This window comes from Piscirickettsia salmonis LF-89 = ATCC VR-1361 (genome assembly GCF_000297215.2).
Lineage (GTDB): Bacteria > Pseudomonadota > Gammaproteobacteria > Piscirickettsiales > Piscirickettsiaceae > Piscirickettsia > Piscirickettsia salmonis.
The window spans coordinates 33,706-50,526 of record NZ_AMFF02000016.1 but is presented as its reverse complement, the minus strand read 5'-3'; the positions used below and the strand labels follow the sequence as shown (position 1 = coordinate 50,526).

16 protein-coding genes are annotated in these 16,821 nt (G+C 38.0%); 1 reads left to right on the top strand and 15 read right to left on the bottom strand.

The genetic code is table 11. The features are described 5' to 3' along the window. Nucleotides 1–242: 242 nt before the first annotated feature. The gene (locus C200_RS01920; RefSeq protein WP_016209976.1) at nucleotides 243–476 is read right to left on the bottom strand and encodes a hypothetical protein; all 234 of its coding nucleotides are present in this window, start codon (nucleotides 474–476) and stop codon (nucleotides 243–245) included. Nucleotides 477–709: 233 nt separating this feature from the next. Between C200_RS01920 and C200_RS01915 the strand changes: the two genes are divergently transcribed. Beyond that, complete coding sequence (locus C200_RS01915; protein ID WP_016209970.1) at nucleotides 710–1,297, top strand: hypothetical protein; 588 nt, start codon at nucleotides 710–712, stop codon at nucleotides 1,295–1,297. Here C200_RS01915 and C200_RS01910 read toward each other — a convergent pair. The 14 genes from C200_RS01910 to icmT all read right to left on the bottom strand — a co-directional run bounded on the left by C200_RS01910 (nucleotide 1,264) and on the right by icmT (nucleotide 16,820). Beyond that, nucleotides 1,264–2,229, bottom strand: coding sequence for a phosphatase PAP2 family protein (locus tag C200_RS01910; RefSeq protein ID WP_016209969.1), 966 nt, complete (start codon nucleotides 2,227–2,229; stop codon nucleotides 1,264–1,266). The genes C200_RS01915 and C200_RS01910 overlap by 34 nt on opposite strands. Further along, nucleotides 2,220–2,630: a hypothetical protein gene (locus C200_RS01905; RefSeq protein WP_016209951.1), complete on the bottom strand. Its 411-nt coding sequence runs from the start codon at nucleotides 2,628–2,630 to the stop codon at nucleotides 2,220–2,222. Before C200_RS01905 ends, C200_RS01910 begins: the two co-directional genes overlap by 10 nt. A 6-nt stretch (nucleotides 2,631–2,636) precedes the next feature. Beyond that, the gene (locus tag C200_RS01900) at nucleotides 2,637–2,972 is read right to left on the bottom strand and encodes a hypothetical protein (protein ID WP_016209957.1); all 336 of its coding nucleotides are present in this window, start codon (nucleotides 2,970–2,972) and stop codon (nucleotides 2,637–2,639) included. After that, the gene (locus C200_RS01895; protein WP_017378255.1) at nucleotides 2,973–3,593 is read right to left on the bottom strand and encodes a type IVB secretion system apparatus protein IcmL/DotI; all 621 of its coding nucleotides are present in this window, start codon (nucleotides 3,591–3,593) and stop codon (nucleotides 2,973–2,975) included. 226 nt (nucleotides 3,594–3,819) lie between these two features. Further along, a complete protein-coding gene (locus C200_RS01890) occupies nucleotides 3,820–4,611 on the bottom strand; it encodes a hypothetical protein (RefSeq protein ID WP_016209950.1) in 792 nt (263 codons plus the stop codon). A 36-nt stretch (nucleotides 4,612–4,647) separates the two neighbouring features. After that, on the bottom strand, nucleotides 4,648–7,752 hold the full coding sequence (locus tag C200_RS01885; protein WP_016209973.1) for a DotA/TraY family protein: 3,105 nt from the start codon (nucleotides 7,750–7,752) through the stop codon (nucleotides 4,648–4,650). Nucleotides 7,753–7,781: 29 nt separating this feature from the next. Then, nucleotides 7,782–8,579 (bottom strand): hypothetical protein, encoded by a 798-nt coding sequence (locus tag C200_RS01880; protein WP_016209965.1) that lies wholly within the window; start codon nucleotides 8,577–8,579, stop codon nucleotides 7,782–7,784. 4 nt (nucleotides 8,580–8,583) lie between these two features. Next, the gene (locus tag C200_RS01875; RefSeq protein ID WP_016209956.1) at nucleotides 8,584–11,574 is read right to left on the bottom strand and encodes an ATPase AAA; all 2,991 of its coding nucleotides are present in this window, start codon (nucleotides 11,572–11,574) and stop codon (nucleotides 8,584–8,586) included. 5 nt (nucleotides 11,575–11,579) lie between these two features. Then, nucleotides 11,580–12,011: a type IVB secretion system protein IcmW gene (icmW, locus tag C200_RS01870; protein WP_016209975.1), complete on the bottom strand. Its 432-nt coding sequence runs from the start codon at nucleotides 12,009–12,011 to the stop codon at nucleotides 11,580–11,582. A 50-nt stretch (nucleotides 12,012–12,061) separates the two neighbouring features. After that, a complete protein-coding gene (icmJ, locus tag C200_RS01865; protein ID WP_016209972.1) occupies nucleotides 12,062–12,628 on the bottom strand; it encodes a type IVB secretion system protein IcmJDotN in 567 nt (188 codons plus the stop codon). Then, nucleotides 12,628–13,671, bottom strand: a complete 1,044-nt coding sequence (icmP, locus tag C200_RS01860) for a type IVB secretion system coupling complex protein DotM/IcmP (protein ID WP_032126210.1) — start codon at nucleotides 13,669–13,671, stop codon at nucleotides 12,628–12,630. The genes icmJ and icmP overlap by 1 nt, the downstream gene beginning before the upstream one ends. Nucleotides 13,672–13,676: 5 nt before the next feature. Then, nucleotides 13,677–14,201: a hypothetical protein gene (locus tag C200_RS01855; protein ID WP_016209954.1), complete on the bottom strand. Its 525-nt coding sequence runs from the start codon at nucleotides 14,199–14,201 to the stop codon at nucleotides 13,677–13,679. 21 nt (nucleotides 14,202–14,222) lie between these two features. Then, on the bottom strand, nucleotides 14,223–16,529 hold the full coding sequence (locus C200_RS01850; protein WP_016209953.1) for a type IV secretory system conjugative DNA transfer family protein: 2,307 nt from the start codon (nucleotides 16,527–16,529) through the stop codon (nucleotides 14,223–14,225). Nucleotides 16,530–16,580: 51 nt separating this feature from the next. Then, a complete protein-coding gene (gene icmT, locus C200_RS01845) occupies nucleotides 16,581–16,820 on the bottom strand; it encodes an IcmT/TraK family protein (RefSeq protein ID WP_016209962.1) in 240 nt (79 codons plus the stop codon). Nucleotide 16,821 lies beyond the last annotated feature (1 nt).

Below are 16,821 nucleotides of genomic sequence, written 5' to 3'. Positions count from 1 at the left end.
ACTCCATGGCTCGCAGCGATTTAACCTAATCTTTAAACTATTCATTCAAGACAATGGATCTTACCTAAGTATTATTCTACATTTATTATTAATTTAATATTTTTTAATAAATTTTTAACATTTAATGTTTAGAAAAAAAGAAGTCAATAGTCTGGAATATATGCTTAAGACGGGGATCTTAATCTACGTTTAAAGTTAACTTTTTTAGTGAAAACCCGTCATTATATACTAATAATGTAAATTTATTTTTGCTTTTTAAACAACTCATCCCATACAGCTGCGCAAACAACAATAGAGCCAAAAATAACAAATAACCCCGTTACAAAAATAATAAAGCCCAAAATACCCCACTCAAGCAAACTGAGTAAAGAGCTAAATATTTTCAAAAAACCATTCGTACCACCGGCAATAAAAGAGACCATAAAGCAACTAAATAGCGCAATAATCACTAGAATAATAACAAATGATTTTTTCAAACTGCCTCACTTAGAGAGCGTTGTTTTCTCCCACCAAGAAAGACAGACAGATTGATATTAAAACTATTTTTTTTTAAAACCCAGTTCAATCTAAATACCATCACCACTAAACTGTCAAGATCTTAGGAAAAATCATATTAATTTTAACTTAAAGCATTCCAATTGTACTTGAAAGCCGATAAACTAACAAGAAATTAATGATGATATATTTAACTTACGTTGGCACTTTAATAATGAGAAAAATCAAAAAATTACCTTACATATTAACACTCACGTCACTGCTTTTAAGTAGCTTAAGCAGCTGTAGTATTTATCCTGTTGACCTAGGCACAGATGCAACTTACAAGAGTCCAGTGACCGCCTCCGCCCTACCTTTTCCTATCCAAGTCACACCCATTAAGCTCACAAAAGCAGGCTTGTATAAGCACTATCGATTTTACTCTACAGAGAACTTTCCAGCGGCTTTACGTTTAACAGTACAAAGCATGCTCACTCAAGCAAACTTAGGCTCGCCTTTAAACAATAATACTCACCTTAAAAAAACGAGCACACTCAAAATTAAGCTCTATCCGGTCACAATCAATGATAGCAGTAAAAATACGGTTATAGGCATGTTCAGCTTTTCTACAACGCTTGGAAATAACCAACAAACACTATGGAGCAAAAAACTCTCTGCGACCATCACCGGCTCATCCCTTAATAATCTTTTTAAGCAAGCTGCACAAGAAATTGCCTATGCGATTAATTATACCTTAACTCAAGAATGTCGCTTTAATATCAATACAGTTCAATGCAATGGAGAGCGTTTTAAAATTTCATAATCAAAAATAATTATTGCCAATAATACTAAAATTAACCCTGCAAGCACATCAAGAATATAATGCCAACCTAATAATACTGTAGAAAACCACAGGATAACATTTAAAGTCAACAAAGGCCAAAACAAATATCGCTGCTTTTTAAACAAGCAAGTAAAAAGTGCCGACCAAATAACATGAAACGATGGGAAGCTAATCAGTCCAGCACCAATCACGCTCGGTTGAATTCCCTCATGCAGCTGCTTAAATTGCAGAACGATATCAAGCTGACCTTGAGTAAAATAAGGCGAGGCAACCACGCTTGCTGGCGAAGCTGTTGGCAAAAAATAGTAAATTAAGCAACCGATTAAATTTAAAAAAGCAAATTTTGCTAAAAATAATTCAATATCCTGCTGGTCAACTAAAAAACAAGCAATAATAGGTAAAACAAACGCCTGATACTCGAGTGAGTCATAAATATAAAGTAAACTTTGCTGAATATAAGGGTGTTGGTGCAACCACTGCATCCATAAACCTAAATCAAAACCTAACGCTAAATCAATATGATATAAATAATCATCAAGCGGATCAAAGGGCGTAAACTGCATATTATAGGCAAGCAACATCGCCACCCAAGCGATTAAATAAAGGCCAATCAATTTAAATACTAAGCTAATTTTAGGCAATGCTTGGCGCAAGGGCAATGCCAGAAGGGTCAGCATAATAGCCAAAATGATTAAAATACTACCAATAAGTAATGGTGGTGTAACACTACTTAAATAATGAGTGTATTTACAGTTAATATAACTGAATAAAAAAGACAGTACTATTAAAATAGTAGAAAGAAAAATAGTCGCTTTATCTAAATAAGAAAAATTTTTATTAAGATAAGAAATAAATGTTATTAATACATTATTTCTCTTACAAGTCGCAGCTTTATCCCCGGTTACTTCCATAGGCTTTCATACCACTCTTTTAGAGTGATTCCAAGCTGGCCGACTTTAATCTGGGTCAACCAAAAATGGTACTTAAAAGCGAGGGATAAGCAAGCTAAAGAAGCAGCAATACCTATAATTGCCGTCATTAATGAATGATTTACAATATTCACCAAAGTATAGGTAAAAATAATAATAAAGAAAAGAAAATAAACCCACATTAAAAATCTAAAGACACTTTTCGTTTTTTTTATTTCATAATTTGAAATTTCTAATTCATTAATCTGAGTTTTTTCTCCATTCTTATTATCAGGAGAAACTGTCAGAATTTTCTTAGATGTTGAAAATATAAAAGAAAAACTTTCTTTAAGAAAAGAGTAGGAAGCGGCAGATTTAAAACTAGAGACTATCTTTTTAAACATCACATATCACTTAATATAGTTATCCAAATAAACATCGTCTCCAGATTTTATTACCGCTTCTTCCATAATATCAATCACAATTAAAAGAAGGATAAAAGCAGTCTCTTTATCTGAATTAATGTGAATACTTTCTTGACTCTGACCTTCCAAACGTTTGCGACTATAAGAAATCTTACTGTCAAATAAAAAGCTATATGTCAAGTTTACCTTTCGCAATAAGGTTTCAATAATATGTCCAGATAAAGATAGCACGTCTTCATGACTAATTTCATCTCCTTTCCAAAAAAAACGATGCCCCACATAGAGCCGCATGACTTTAGTAAATGTAGAGTTGTAATCCATCTAAGTCTCATCACCTTTTTGAATAATCTGTGCGATTCCAAACAAGCTATCGGCATGCTCATTGCTACGTTGAATCAATACGGTCCAAATCACATTTTGAGTATCTCGCGAAGCACCTTGCTGGTAAGTGATAATCATCGGCACTTGCAAACGCCAGCTGTATACCCCATCGATATTGCCTTTCTGAATGACAACCGGCACATCAGACACGACAGCACGTGCTACATATTTATTATCACGTATCTTCTCAACAATCGGCTGAAATGCCTTCAAATACTGCTCCCAGCCATATGAAGTAAAGTATTTTCTTTTTTCACGAATTTGCGTACGGTAGTTTAAAAAATCCAGTGAATTAATATTTGGCACAATATCAGACAGCCAGCTAATCACCGCAGAGTCATTCATAACAGGAAAGGATAAGGAGTGCAGCTTAATCAGCTGACCATTGGATGTCGTTGCAAAGTATTTAGGTTCCGGCCGCGAGCTTAAAGACACAATAAAAGCAGCCAGCAAGGCTACATTGATTAATATCGAAATGAGCAAAATCAAAGAAACGCGTCGGAAATTATCTCTATAAAAATCATTTCTAAGCTTTACTTGAGTCAATGCAGAGTCAGCCAACTTTAAACCCTAACCTAAAATTAACACACAAGGAAAAACAACTAGAAAATTATAAATCAGAAAACAGACAAAAACAATATTAAAAATACACATTCTATCTATTTAATTTTTAAAAAAATAAAATAAAAACCGTTTATTTATCAATATAAACCAATTAAATATTTATTTAAAATATACCTATAAAACATCTACTACAAGGTGACTGTCCCTGTCATTACTTTAGCCATTACATTGCTAATTCTTTTGCAACTTCCTCAAGCTTCTGACGGCGCTTCTTATCGTCGTCTTCATCATCGTCATCTTCATCATCAACACATTTAGGCCCGGTACCGCCTGGTTTAGGCCCTTCAGCCCCCGCAGTATTATACTCACTGAGTTCACTATCAAATTTCTTTTTTAGCTCTTCAGCTCGATCCTTGATTGCCTCCAGCTGAAAATCAACATTGTCTTCTCTATTCCAAGCAACAAACTTTTGAATAAGTGATATGAATGTCCCTAAAAAACCCGCTCTTAATGGCACCTTCTCCTTATCACTCATCGCTAACTGATTAGCTTCCCTGCCTAATGCTTTTAGTTCACTGATAAACTCAGCCTTTTCTTCATCAGTCACATTTTTTGGATCAGTGTTGCTAAGTTTTTCCATGCGTTGCGTCAGCTCATTCCCTTTATCTCTGTGCTGCTTAGAAATAGAGCGCCCTCTTTCAGGCTGCTTGCCCATGTCCTCATGGGTTTTTCCTAGCTCATCACGCATCTCAGTTAAGCGCTTTTTCTTCTCTTCCTTCTCTTTTTCTTCTCTCTCCTTATCCGCGGCAGCAGTCGCTGCCACCTGCTCTTGATCTCCCGCAACTTCTGCTTGATCCTGATCCTGTGCCGGCAGATCTTCCAGCTCTGAGCCATCATCACCAGCCTGAGCACCTAAGCCCTGCACCGGCACAGACACAGGCTGACCATCGACCATCTCAAACTCTTCTTGCTGCTGTCCTAATCGATTAGTATCTAAATTACCTGGCACTGGCATAAACACCTCCAAATCGCATATTGATTATTATCATAATTATGTCGCCATTTCTGCAGCACTTCTCGCTTCGCTGCCCGCCGCTTCTCCTGCTTTTTCTGCGACTTGAATATCTTGTGACTGTGCTTGCACACTGGATTGGGTTTCTGTTTGCTTGGCTTGAATGCCTTGCTGCACACCCGATCCCATTGACTGCCCGGCCTGACTACCCATGCCTTCGGCCTTACCTTGTAGTTGTTGAACCTCTTCAGCACCGGCTCTGTGACCAGCAGAGGCACCGATCCAATCAAAGACTTTGTCTGGAATTAAGTAAATGACAGAAAAGCATTTACTAAATGCCATCATCATAAATGACGCATAAATAAAGATTAAGAAGCAAGAAACAATGCCATTGACCATCCCAGATGCGGAGAAATTATTTAGTATTAACGGAGCAACCAAATGAAACCCTTGTGCAGAATAAGTAATCAACACATACGTTAAAGCCATCGCTGCGATCACTCCGATAACCATTAATACCGGCCTGAAAATAATATTCAAGGCTATTTTTATAGCCGGTGAACCATGCCCTAAAATCTCATGACCTTCAGGATAAACCAATGCAAGTGCCACCAATGGTGCTGCCACTAAACCTTCAAGAATACTCAGCGCCCAAACAATCGTCCCCGCCCAGAATAAAAAGTAAGGGATTAACGGCATCATCACAACAAAGCTAATCGCCGCAGTAAATAGCGACCCGAGGACCACCAAGGCGATCGGTAACCATGCTAACGACATGGATAAATTACCAATTTGTGTCGCCATATACAGCTGTACGGCAGTTTGCCCCAAAATAGCTGCAGCCGTACCAATGCTTCCTGCACCAAATAAGCCGCCCAGTGCCCCAGCAATACCCGCACCCCATGACCAATCTGAAATCATCGACTCTGCTGTGCTTTGAATATCTTTAAACTGCTCTTGGTAGTTTTCAAAAATATTCGTAAAGCTATCAATAACCGCTTGAACAACATCCGCACCGACTTGTTGAGCTTGCATAATTTTGCTAAATAAGTTGCTCGATGGCATCCCCAAATTATAAAACTCATTCATAACAGCAGTCATATCCGAAGATAAGCCATTACCGCCGACCTGATCGAAAATCCGACCAATCACAGCATACACCGGCACGGCGGTTGTTGTTGTCGGCTGATAAATGCCATTTTGCTTTAAAAAGTAAAAGACATTATTTAAAAAAGTGACATCTTTGGGGCTATCTGAAATGCTTTTCATCGCTGATTTAGAGCCACTTTTTACAAGATTGAACAAATAAATAAACGGTAGCCGCCACTCACTCGGCAAATTAAGCAGTTGAGTTTGTAAAGCAATAATATCCTTACACGCTTGCGAGCCACTCTCTTCAATACAGGCGGGAACCGCATGGTAAACATTACTGGCCCAACTACTTGAAACCATACTCAAACCATCTGGAATGGTATTCGTGACTGAGGTCACTCCAGCGTTGGCCGAGACAATCGTCGTCTTCACATCAGAGGCATACTCAGTATTACCCTCACTGTTTTGATAATGCGGAGGGTGGCCATCAATCAAAGGATAATAATTAACCGATAACGGAATTTCATAATGAACCGTAGAAACAATATTCATATCTGGATAAGAAATTTCTTGATCCAACTTATGTTTCACCATTTCTAAATTATAATTCATGATTTTATCAACGGCTAAATAACTACCCCCACCAATCCACCAACTTTTAATATAATTTTCAAATGGGTAGTCTTTATTGCTCACATCATACATGCTAAATGTCTGCCCAGAATCTTTTAGCTGCAAACATTCAAGATATCTCAAGCTTAAATTGCCATTGATTAAATAATTATTACAATTAACCGAATGTGTGACAATATCCGTCCCTTCCCGCACACTGACATCCGTTGGCACGTTAGTATTTTTGACCAGACGGTTGGTAGCGTCTCCTGCGACATTGAGCAGGTTTTTATTCAACTCACTTAGATAATCATTTAAAGAACTATGCGCTTGTTTTACATCATTTTTATATAAATCATTGACAATGGTACGAGTAAACTCATCTGCACTCTTAGAATAATCACTGGCTTTACCCGAGCTATAATTTTGATTTTCGAAGTTAAACGCGATATGACCAACCGCATTGACATAACGCTCTTTATTTTCATGTGAATATGCATCACCTAAATTTGCCTTCAATGCAATCACTTGATTTTTTCCAGCAACAGAAAAGTTATAGTTGTACACTTTCTCCATAGAGGAAGAACCACCAGTGAGCAATGAATCTACCGCATCAACACATTGCTGAGCAAGAGTACCACTGGATAAACCAGGCACACCTGCCGGTTTAACTGTCATGCCATTATCGTTATATGGATCTTGATAAAACCAGCGCATTGCCGCAATAAAATTATCAAATTTATTCGGCTGACAGAGCTGACTCGTATAAGATGTTAGCTTAGGTAGTAAGCTGGTTGGAATCAATGATTGTGAATTAGCACAGAACGTCGGCGTATTACCTATATTATAAAATTGGTTTGCCCCTTGGACCTCATCACAGGCATAACTACTCTTTAAGCGCGTCGAAGGCAGATCTGTTGTCTTCAAACCTAAACTATCAGACACTTTTTGCACTGAACGATAGAGTACCGCCCGCCCCACATTTTCTTTCACACTATTTAATAAACTCACCGGCACCGAAGGGATTGCCGTGCCATCCAAATCTGTCTCTAAACTATTCCAAACATAATTAGCCAGCTGAACACCAACTAAAACACCATAGAGTAAAACCACTTGCGCCAAACAAAAGCCATATTTAACTGGCACAACACAAAGTGGACCAAAAATAGCGCGTATTGGCATCCATAATGAAGACCAGTTTCTACCTAGAAACTCCCCTTGGTGCGCAGTATTTAAGGTGCCAATAAAAATAACAAGGGCATAAATCACTAATAATAAAGAAAGTAAGCCAGAGTTAAACGCTGAGATAACATAGTGAATAATAGTTAAATCACTCTCAGAGGTCTCTTGCCCTGACACCCAATAAATAATATTTCCAAAAATTTGCCATAAGAAATAAACAGATTGGTCATTTCCCGGGCCCGGAACTAAAGATAGCATATGGTTTACCTTTATTAATTATTTTATGCTTAGTTACTAGACTTCTTAAAATGACGATTAATTATATCTAATTGTCGATTAACCTCACTTAATTTCTTGTCTATGCGTATCGATTTATTATTAATTTCAGTCAACTTACCGAGCAGCGCACCATGATCCATTAATCCTGCCAACTGTAATAAAGCCATTAACTCTTGGGTCCGTAATTGCTGATATTGACTTAAGTTACTGACGGAAAGCTGCAGTGAAATCATCCGTAATAGTTGATCACGCGTAGAGACTCTTAAGCCATCCTGCCAATTTTTACTCAATTGTGCCTGCACGGCTTTTAATAATTGGCCATTTGTTTTTTCATTGAGATTCACTTGTGACAACACGGCGGTTGCCAAAACAACCGCCTGAGGTGATGCTCCAGCACTTAATAAATTCTCTTTTACTTCTTTATCATAATATTGGCCTTGAACTAAACTCATCAGGTATTTATTATCTGGCAAATTTTTAATCTGTGCTTTCACACTGCTATTCTCTTTGCTCTTGCTGCCACTATGGCTAGCATTTTGCATATACTCACTAAATTTAGAGGGCTGTGATGACTGCGGAGAGAGATTTTCAAAACTCTTCAAAGTATCAGGAGGAAATCCCGAGTTTAACGCGCTATTGGCCTTCTCTAGCTCTTTATTTCCAGCTTTTTGGTTACCTTGAATCGAGTATAGTTCTTTTAATAGAACAGCCATTGAAACCGGGTCTGCATGACTAACTTGAATGCTATTTAAGCTCACGCTTGAAATCACAGCAAAGACTATCAGTGTTTTTTTTATAATATTCATCAGATCACTCCTCATCCTCTTGTACATCATGGAGCAATTGCTTTAAGACCAAATCACAGGCACCTGCCACACTTAAATCATGGTTTTCTTCAATTAATGCCTCAATTTCCTTTGTCGCGCTGCCTCGCGGATATTTTAACGCCAAACGCTTTCTCGCCTCTTCAGGGCCAATTACCTTATACAATGACTCGCGAATATAGACATCTTCAGTCGTGGTATTAAATGCCCATAACTCAACCGCACTAACCGTGCTTGTCAATAATTGAGTATTCACCCCTTGCTTGGTCACAAACTGAGCAATAAATGTTGACCCTGAACTTTTTGGACCATGCACTCGTGTGGCTAAGGCGTATTTTTCAGTTTCATTTAAACCAAAGGTTTTGCACGTTTCTTCAATACCTTGTGTCGATCCAGAATCAAGAATAAAAACACCGGTTGCAAAATCAACCATTAATTTATCAAAATCCTGCAACGCCTGAGAAGCCAAAGAAATTTGGATTTTCCACTTACGCCCTTCACGCATATCTTGAATGACTTGATCGCGCACTGATGGGCTATTTGCAGTCCGGTGAAATTCATCGTAGACAATGCGTTTAGGCTCTTCTAAAATTTCCCGGATACGCTCTTCATGATAGGCCTGATAATTTTTAGGAAAAGCACGGATATCATCGTGTCGCAGAAAATAGTGCTGGGCCATCGCATGACGCGACAACATGTACATCACTGCGGTTTGCTTCTCAGCCGCTGCACTCCCTGAGCGCGCCACATCTTCTAAATCTAAAGCGATAACCCGCGCTTTTTCTAAATTAAGCTGTGTTGGTGTTGTTAAAGTCGGAAAATTACGAATCACCGCAGACATCGTCCGACAAAATGCAGAAACAAAGTCTTCCTGACTATTCGGTAAAGAGACTTTCGCATAAATATCTTTAATACCATGAAAGTGTGCGGTTGAAATAGTATCTGCTAAGGTCGGCATCGCATATTTTTGTGCACGTAATGCTAAATCAGAACAACCTTTTTCAAACAGTAAGTCCGTCACTGCCCACCAACTGCTGCCCGGCTTAATTTCTATATTAATTTCATTTATTTTCTTTTCTAAATAACTATCCATATGCGGAATATAAGGCTTGGCCTGCTCATGATCACTAAATTGCCGATACAGCTCATCCACCAGTAAGCTGAGCATCCCTGACATACCATTTGGAATATCATCCTGTGCGCGCTCAACGTACAATAAACTTAATAAATTAATTAAAAAAGAGCGATGTAGTTTAGTTGGATAACGCGCTCCTAACTGCGTATCAAAAGGATTAATCGCATGACCATCTTCAAGCTTTAAACGGTGGTAGAGTACGGTATTTTTTTCATCCGCGGCTAAGCCTTCTTTTAATAAAGAAATAAACCCCTTGCTTGAAGGCCCAATATCAATAATCGCAATACGAGGTAATTGCGATAAACCAGGAGATAAGCACAAACCTAAATTTAAACTATTTAATAATACCGACTTGCCCGACCCGGAGCGAGCATAAATAATATCAATCCAACTCACCTGATGGTTAGAACCTGGCTGATAGGGCCACAGCTTGCCATCGGGCGTCCTAAATAATAAAGCCCCTTTTTTCCAAGGAGATGCAGGCCGCGTAATCGGTAACATCTTCACGACATCAGACAAGGGTGCGCCAGAGGTCACCGCTGCGCTTTTGTTACGTACAGCCACCGCACTGGATAACACCTCTGCGTACGGATCGCCATAAAATTCTTTAACTTCACAGCCTCCCCACGCTTGAGTGAGCTGCGCAAGCTTTGCTGAGCGTTGCTTTAGTAAGTTCATTTGCCCAACCGGCGCCCACGTTAATAACACCACTTTCAGTTTAATAATGGGGTCATCACCACGTTCATCGAGATATTTTAATAACTTATGTGACTCGACAATCAATTTATTATGATAAGAGCTGAATGTTAAAAACTGCGCTAACCAATTTTTAGATTGAGTGACCTTAATGCCATTACCCGCGATCTGAAATGACACTCGCCAAGGCAAGTCAGCCAAAGCGGCACGGCGAAATAAATCATAAAAAGGCCGAATACTTTTTGGAAATAGCTCAATATACAGGGGATAATACATCATCCCACCAACTCTAGCGATTTTAAGCTCGAGATTTTCACCTTCTCGTGGAATCACCTGGGATGATAACGGTGGCCATAAAATATCGGAAATATCACAGCGCTTATCATTTTCATATTCTTTCAAGCGCACAGGCACCGTATCACCAGGTAATGATGGCGTCCACTCTGGCGCGGTAAAGCCAGGGTCAATCGACTTGCGTGTCTCATACAGTGCCGTATGGACATCAAGCAGCTTAATATAAAAGCCAATTTGTTGTAAATCTTCAACCACCGTACTAATTAATGAGTCATGTAAATTTCTAAGTTCAGGCAAGCCTAAAAATAAATTTGCTGCCCGCCGCGCTAATGGCAAATTATAAGAATTAATCTTGTCAGCTTGCTCTTTAAAGGCATGCTTAACATGCTTGGCTGATAGTGCTGAAGGCTCTGTCCACAGCACCAAAAAGCAGTCCTCATGAGAGCAGACACGACTTAGCACTTTTCTTTTTGATGAAAAAATATCACTGATATTTAAATTAATTCGGGCAGCGGTCTCTTCTGCAGAATGTAAAGCTTGGTCAATATGATAGCCCACACCTTCAGGGCTATAATTAAAATAAAATTGAATAAAGTGACCTTCAGAAGAAAAAGAACCTTGAATTGATTCAACAAATTGATCACAAAGCTGTTGAAATTCGGCCTTACCAACAAAGCGGCGAAAACCATCAATCCGAATGACTGAAATAAGCGATGCATTTTTTGTCACCAAAACATGGCGACTATCTGCAGTTTCTAAATCGCAATACGCCGCATGTGATTGCTTAAGTAATAGACCTGCCCAAGCAAAAAAGCCTTCTACATTATTAAATAGCCCGTCAACTAATGCCATAATAACTATTCACTTAGCGCCTGAATCAACTTATTTACCCGGTCTGATGAGAAAATCCGAGCAACAATTTGAAGTTTTTCAAACAACATATTTCTATCATAAAAATTCTTATAATTTTCTTGCTTATCTTTAAGCTCATTAGATTTATCAATCAAATTAGCAACATATTCTGAGTGATATTTATTGAGCTGATGCAGCAAGTAAAACATATAAGCCGCAGGCAACGAATTCATTAGTCTTAATATTAAATCATGGTTTAGATGGCTTAAATCTTGATCACTTGCATACTCTAATACCTCGGCAACCTTTGTTGCATCACTATCATTAATTAAATAAATTTCTTTTTCAATCAACTCAAAGTTAATCAAGGCATGATTAATATTACTGTTTTTATAAGATTTCCAATAATCTGCAACTTCTTCAGCAAGGTCTATCATTACTACAACTCAGCCTAATTTAAATTAAATGACTCAAATTATAATCAGCTCTAATCACAACATATACCATCTAAATCACCAAATGAAAACATTAATCTTATCCCTGACACAAGTTCATGATTATTATCTTTATTTGAATTAATAAATAAAAAAACACTTGGATGACTCAAATCAGAGCTGCAGATATTCTTTAAAAAGTCAGATCGACCACTTAAACTAGAATACAGGGTCTTTGCCGCTAGCGTATACTCTTTGTTTCCTCCTGACTTCACCATTCTTGCCATAGCCACTGCAGCAAGATTCAGCTCTGTTTGACTCACTTCTGGCAAAAAAATAAGTTTATTCTCCCCGACATAATCCACTGTATATTGATCCATTAATAAGCAACCGGCACATAATTTACACGCAACCGTCAAGTTACTATGTCGATTATTACTGTAATCACCATCAATATTCACAGCTGTATGCCACCCCTGACAAAAAATACCGCAATATTGACAATGATAATTCGCAGCCAAGGCAATCTCTTCAGCAATTTTTTTAAATAACAGATTATTTTTACGGCGTTCGAATTTAATGTTATTCCCAGGCAAGGCTTGAAGTGCTAAATTTAACATTACTCAATCTCTACAGTTTTAAATACTGCGTTCAGGCCATGGATTGCCCGATCTACCATCGGCATCGCAACCGGCCCAGCCAGTGCTTTTTCTACCAGCCAATGCGATCTTACCGCAGCAGCCTCAACAAAAACGGCCTGACGACCGACATTATTTAAACAGTACCAAAGCGAACGATGCTGGGCTTTTAACCATAAAAGCGCGGCTGTAGAGACCGTGCCACTTTTCCTGGCCGACTCAAGTAATGATGAAAATATCGTATAGACATAATGATGCGACTGGATAATTTTTTCGATCTTTTCTTCTGCTTTATATTGTTCAAATAGCTGCAAAGCTAAAGTAAAGTTTAAATTGTCTTTTTGTGCAGAAAAAGAAATCTCATTTGCGGCCTTGTCCGCTTCACTACGATCATAGCATGCATATGCAGCCAAAATACCAAAGACTGCCTTTTCCATAGTACTGAGTTTTTCTTCACCAACCCAAACCGCACCGAGCTGTTTAATGAATACCTCAACCGCTAAACCTTGATCAATGGTTTTATTCGCTTTTAGTAAATGATGCTCCCTCATAAACTCTACCGGAGTGGATGCCATGCGCCATAATCCCTTATTAATTTCTTCAGCATCTAAATGTTTACCAACAATCGGCTGCGTTTCAGGGAACACCGTTTGCATACTTTGCAATAAGCTGTTCATATCATGGGTCGTCGATAATTTATTCGCTGGGTGAAATCTCCATAACAATACGATTGTAATCAATGCCACCGGCACACTCAGCCAACGCAAGGTCAAACCAATAATATTCGATAATGTATATAAGTCCTGAGCAGTCACGGCAATCGTCGGCGTATTTTTGGCCCAATGGCTTAAGTAATTTAACTGATTAGTCGTAAAACCCACTATTTTTAACTCGAACAATTTAAAGGGTAAAATAATACGCACTACCGCATCATGAAAGTAAATAAAAATAGTACAGGCTAAGATTGCAATCGCAATCGTATAATAAATAACATGAGGCACGCCGCCACCTTGATCATTTTGCATTGCCACTACCCTAATGTCACTCCGCTATCTTTAGATTTTTTATTACTCGCTGCTTTATTATTTTCTTTATTTTCTTTCAATAACCTCTCTGATACACTCATCACCATAGGAACTGCCTTATCAGACACTTTAATACCCAATCGCTTTGAATGATTGCGAATAACGTCTTCAGCTGATTCGTAAGAGCAAATAAATTCAATAAAAATAGACATTGCTCGCCGTGGGTTAATTAAATAAAGTGCACTAATCATCGAATAAGGTGAAACGATATCTCCTCTGATACTAATGCCGCCATCACCATCACCATCACCATCACCATCACCATCACCATCACCCGGTTTAACATCGAACTGGCATACGTGATCACAAATTTTATGTAAGGTCTTAACGCGATATAGCCGTTCGCAATAAAGCTCTTCTACCTTCTCAACAAGTAATTTAAAATCTGGTAAAATATACGGATTTCCTAACTGTTGGGCTAATTTTTTTACTTGTTCTTTTTCTGTTGCAATCGCGTCAGTCATATTCATCTACACTATAAAACCAAACCACTATGTCCAATGATTAATAATTTCATCAGCAACCGGCCCCACACTTTCTAATAAACTAGAGTCACTTTCATAAAGTGTAATTGCCGATATTCTTTCAGCAATTCTATTTGCAATACCTTTAACTTCTTTTTTCGGCAAATCATTTAAAATAGCCAGTTTCTCCACAGCTAGTCTAATTTTTTTATAATCAATTAAACAGTCTTCTAAGCTTGAAACTTCAAAATCAAAGTAAATACTCTCAACTCTTTTTTCTAGTGGAATATTTAAAAATATATCATTTTTAGGTATAAAGTCATCACATTCAATGTCTTCAACCCCTTCACTATTAATTTCATTAACTTCTTTAATAATTAAAGAAATTTTATCTAAATCCAGCGGTTGACTCATATTAATTTTTTTAATAAATGAATTTAACAACGGATCATCATCTATATAGCAATTTAGTTTTTCTTCAAAGTCAATCTCTATTTCTTTAATCCCATTAATAGACCGTAACCTTTTCAGCTCATCTTGAGAAGGTGATTCTACTTTTAAAAACTGGTTGATTTTTAATACTTTTACTTTCGGTGGATTAGCATAAAATGCTCTCATACGAATAATATTCGATTTAAAGAAGACATGTGCCTCACCTTCACGTTGATCTTTTAAATCAAGCAAGTCAACACGGCCGCGCTTATCTAAATTCGCCTCCATGGTATCTTGATAGCTCATTGTGGTTGAGTTTTGATTCACATTGTAACTTTTCGCCACAGAAACATAGGCTTCGCCTGCCGTTTTTTGAAAAAACTCCCAAGTTTCCTGAGGGTCTTCTAACTTCATACAAATTTTAATATTGGTATTTGCACAAATCGATGCAGCCTCTTCTTTTGACGCCTTTTGAAACGCCGGTAAGTCCTGACCGGCGAAGACAACAGAAAAACCTAAAGAACGCGCCTGAGCAGGAACCACTGCAAAGCCTTCTACTGCATAATAACCATACTCATCAAGCACACATAAAAAGGGCGTATTTGAATTCGTCGGCTTAGTTTCAATGACATCCTTATAGTCCCCTTCGACCTTATCTCCCAAGCCTGCGGCAAGCATTGCCTTCAATGATGCAATAATTAATTTACCTAAATTAGCCAACTCATCGGGCGACTTTTCCAGTGCAGGTAATAATACGACTAATATTCGTCGATTTAATACCACATCACGAAAATCAACCTCGGCCAAATTTGTCCTAATAATATGCGCATACACATCGGCGAGTGAACCAAATATCCGTGTTAATTGCATAATAATATAGCCATGTTGCTCATAGACTTTATCTGACTGCTCACCTTTTTTATCCATTTTATAGCCAGGTAAGCTCACCAAATAACTAGACAATGGGTCTTTTACATCAAATGGGATATCCTGATCATAAGTCGTCTCATTGCCCAATTGATCGAGTATTTTTCTATCGTGATATAAACCTTCTAAGGCTTCTAACGTAAAATAACGACGTACCGTTCCTGCATCAAGTAAGAGCACTTCTTTATCACGAAGGTACACCAAGATTCGCATTAACGCTTCAATAAAGGAAATCGCCCGCCCTTTCCACATATCAGCATCGCCACCCTGCGCTCCTGAGGAGTCCATCATACTCACCACAAGTTGCGATAACATACTTGAAGAGCCAACTGCAAACGGATTCATTGTATTTGAAATAATATCTTTTTGTGGACCAATAATATCCCGTGCGCCAGTCATAAAGTTAATAACAAGCAAGTCATCTTCCCTGCCCACAGATCTGACCATCGCAAAGACTTTAGCAAAAAGCGAATTATCACCCTTACCATCAACATAAATAAAGCCACTGCCTTGAACCAAGGCATTATAAGAAATAGAAAGTAAAGCCTCTGTTTTACCACTTCCGGTTGAACCAAATATTAAACAATGCGTTCTCATATCTGAGTTATTAAACCAAAGCTCACTATCTGAATTAAACTCATTACCAAAATAATAGATTCCCTCGGCTTTTCCAGCTGAGTTACTGCCTGGCTTAGGATTATTCGCGTCTGTCTCTTTACTATACAATGGTTTTTTAAATGGCAACGTAGGCGATGACCACATTGAAAACCAAAAAATAGCAATCATCATCGAAATAAAAATATCCGCTAGATATGGAAAAATAAAACTAAGTACGGATAAAAGTCCAATACAAACACAAGCTCCTTGGCGACTTGCCAATAAATCGCCAAAACGCCGGTGAAAAGCACGCAAATCTCGCACTGCATGAATTTGTGCTTGTTCTTGATTTTTAATAACACCACGAAATGCTTTCATAACTATAATCTAATCTAATCTAATCTATCTTTAGTCTGTCTTTAATCTAGCTTATCTTTTTTTACTACCCGCAATTGTTTCGCGTAGGACAATAAAAAATGCCCTTAACGTTAAATTAAATTTATTTAAAATTGCTAAGAAAATAACAGCAACAAACGATATTAATAATGTACTCAAACGCATATGCAGAAAAAATAATAAAAAAGGAAAACAGACGCGTGCATCAAGCATATAAAACTTAGGATAAAAAGCAGAATCACGCCAATGTGTCGACAGTTCATTATATTTCATT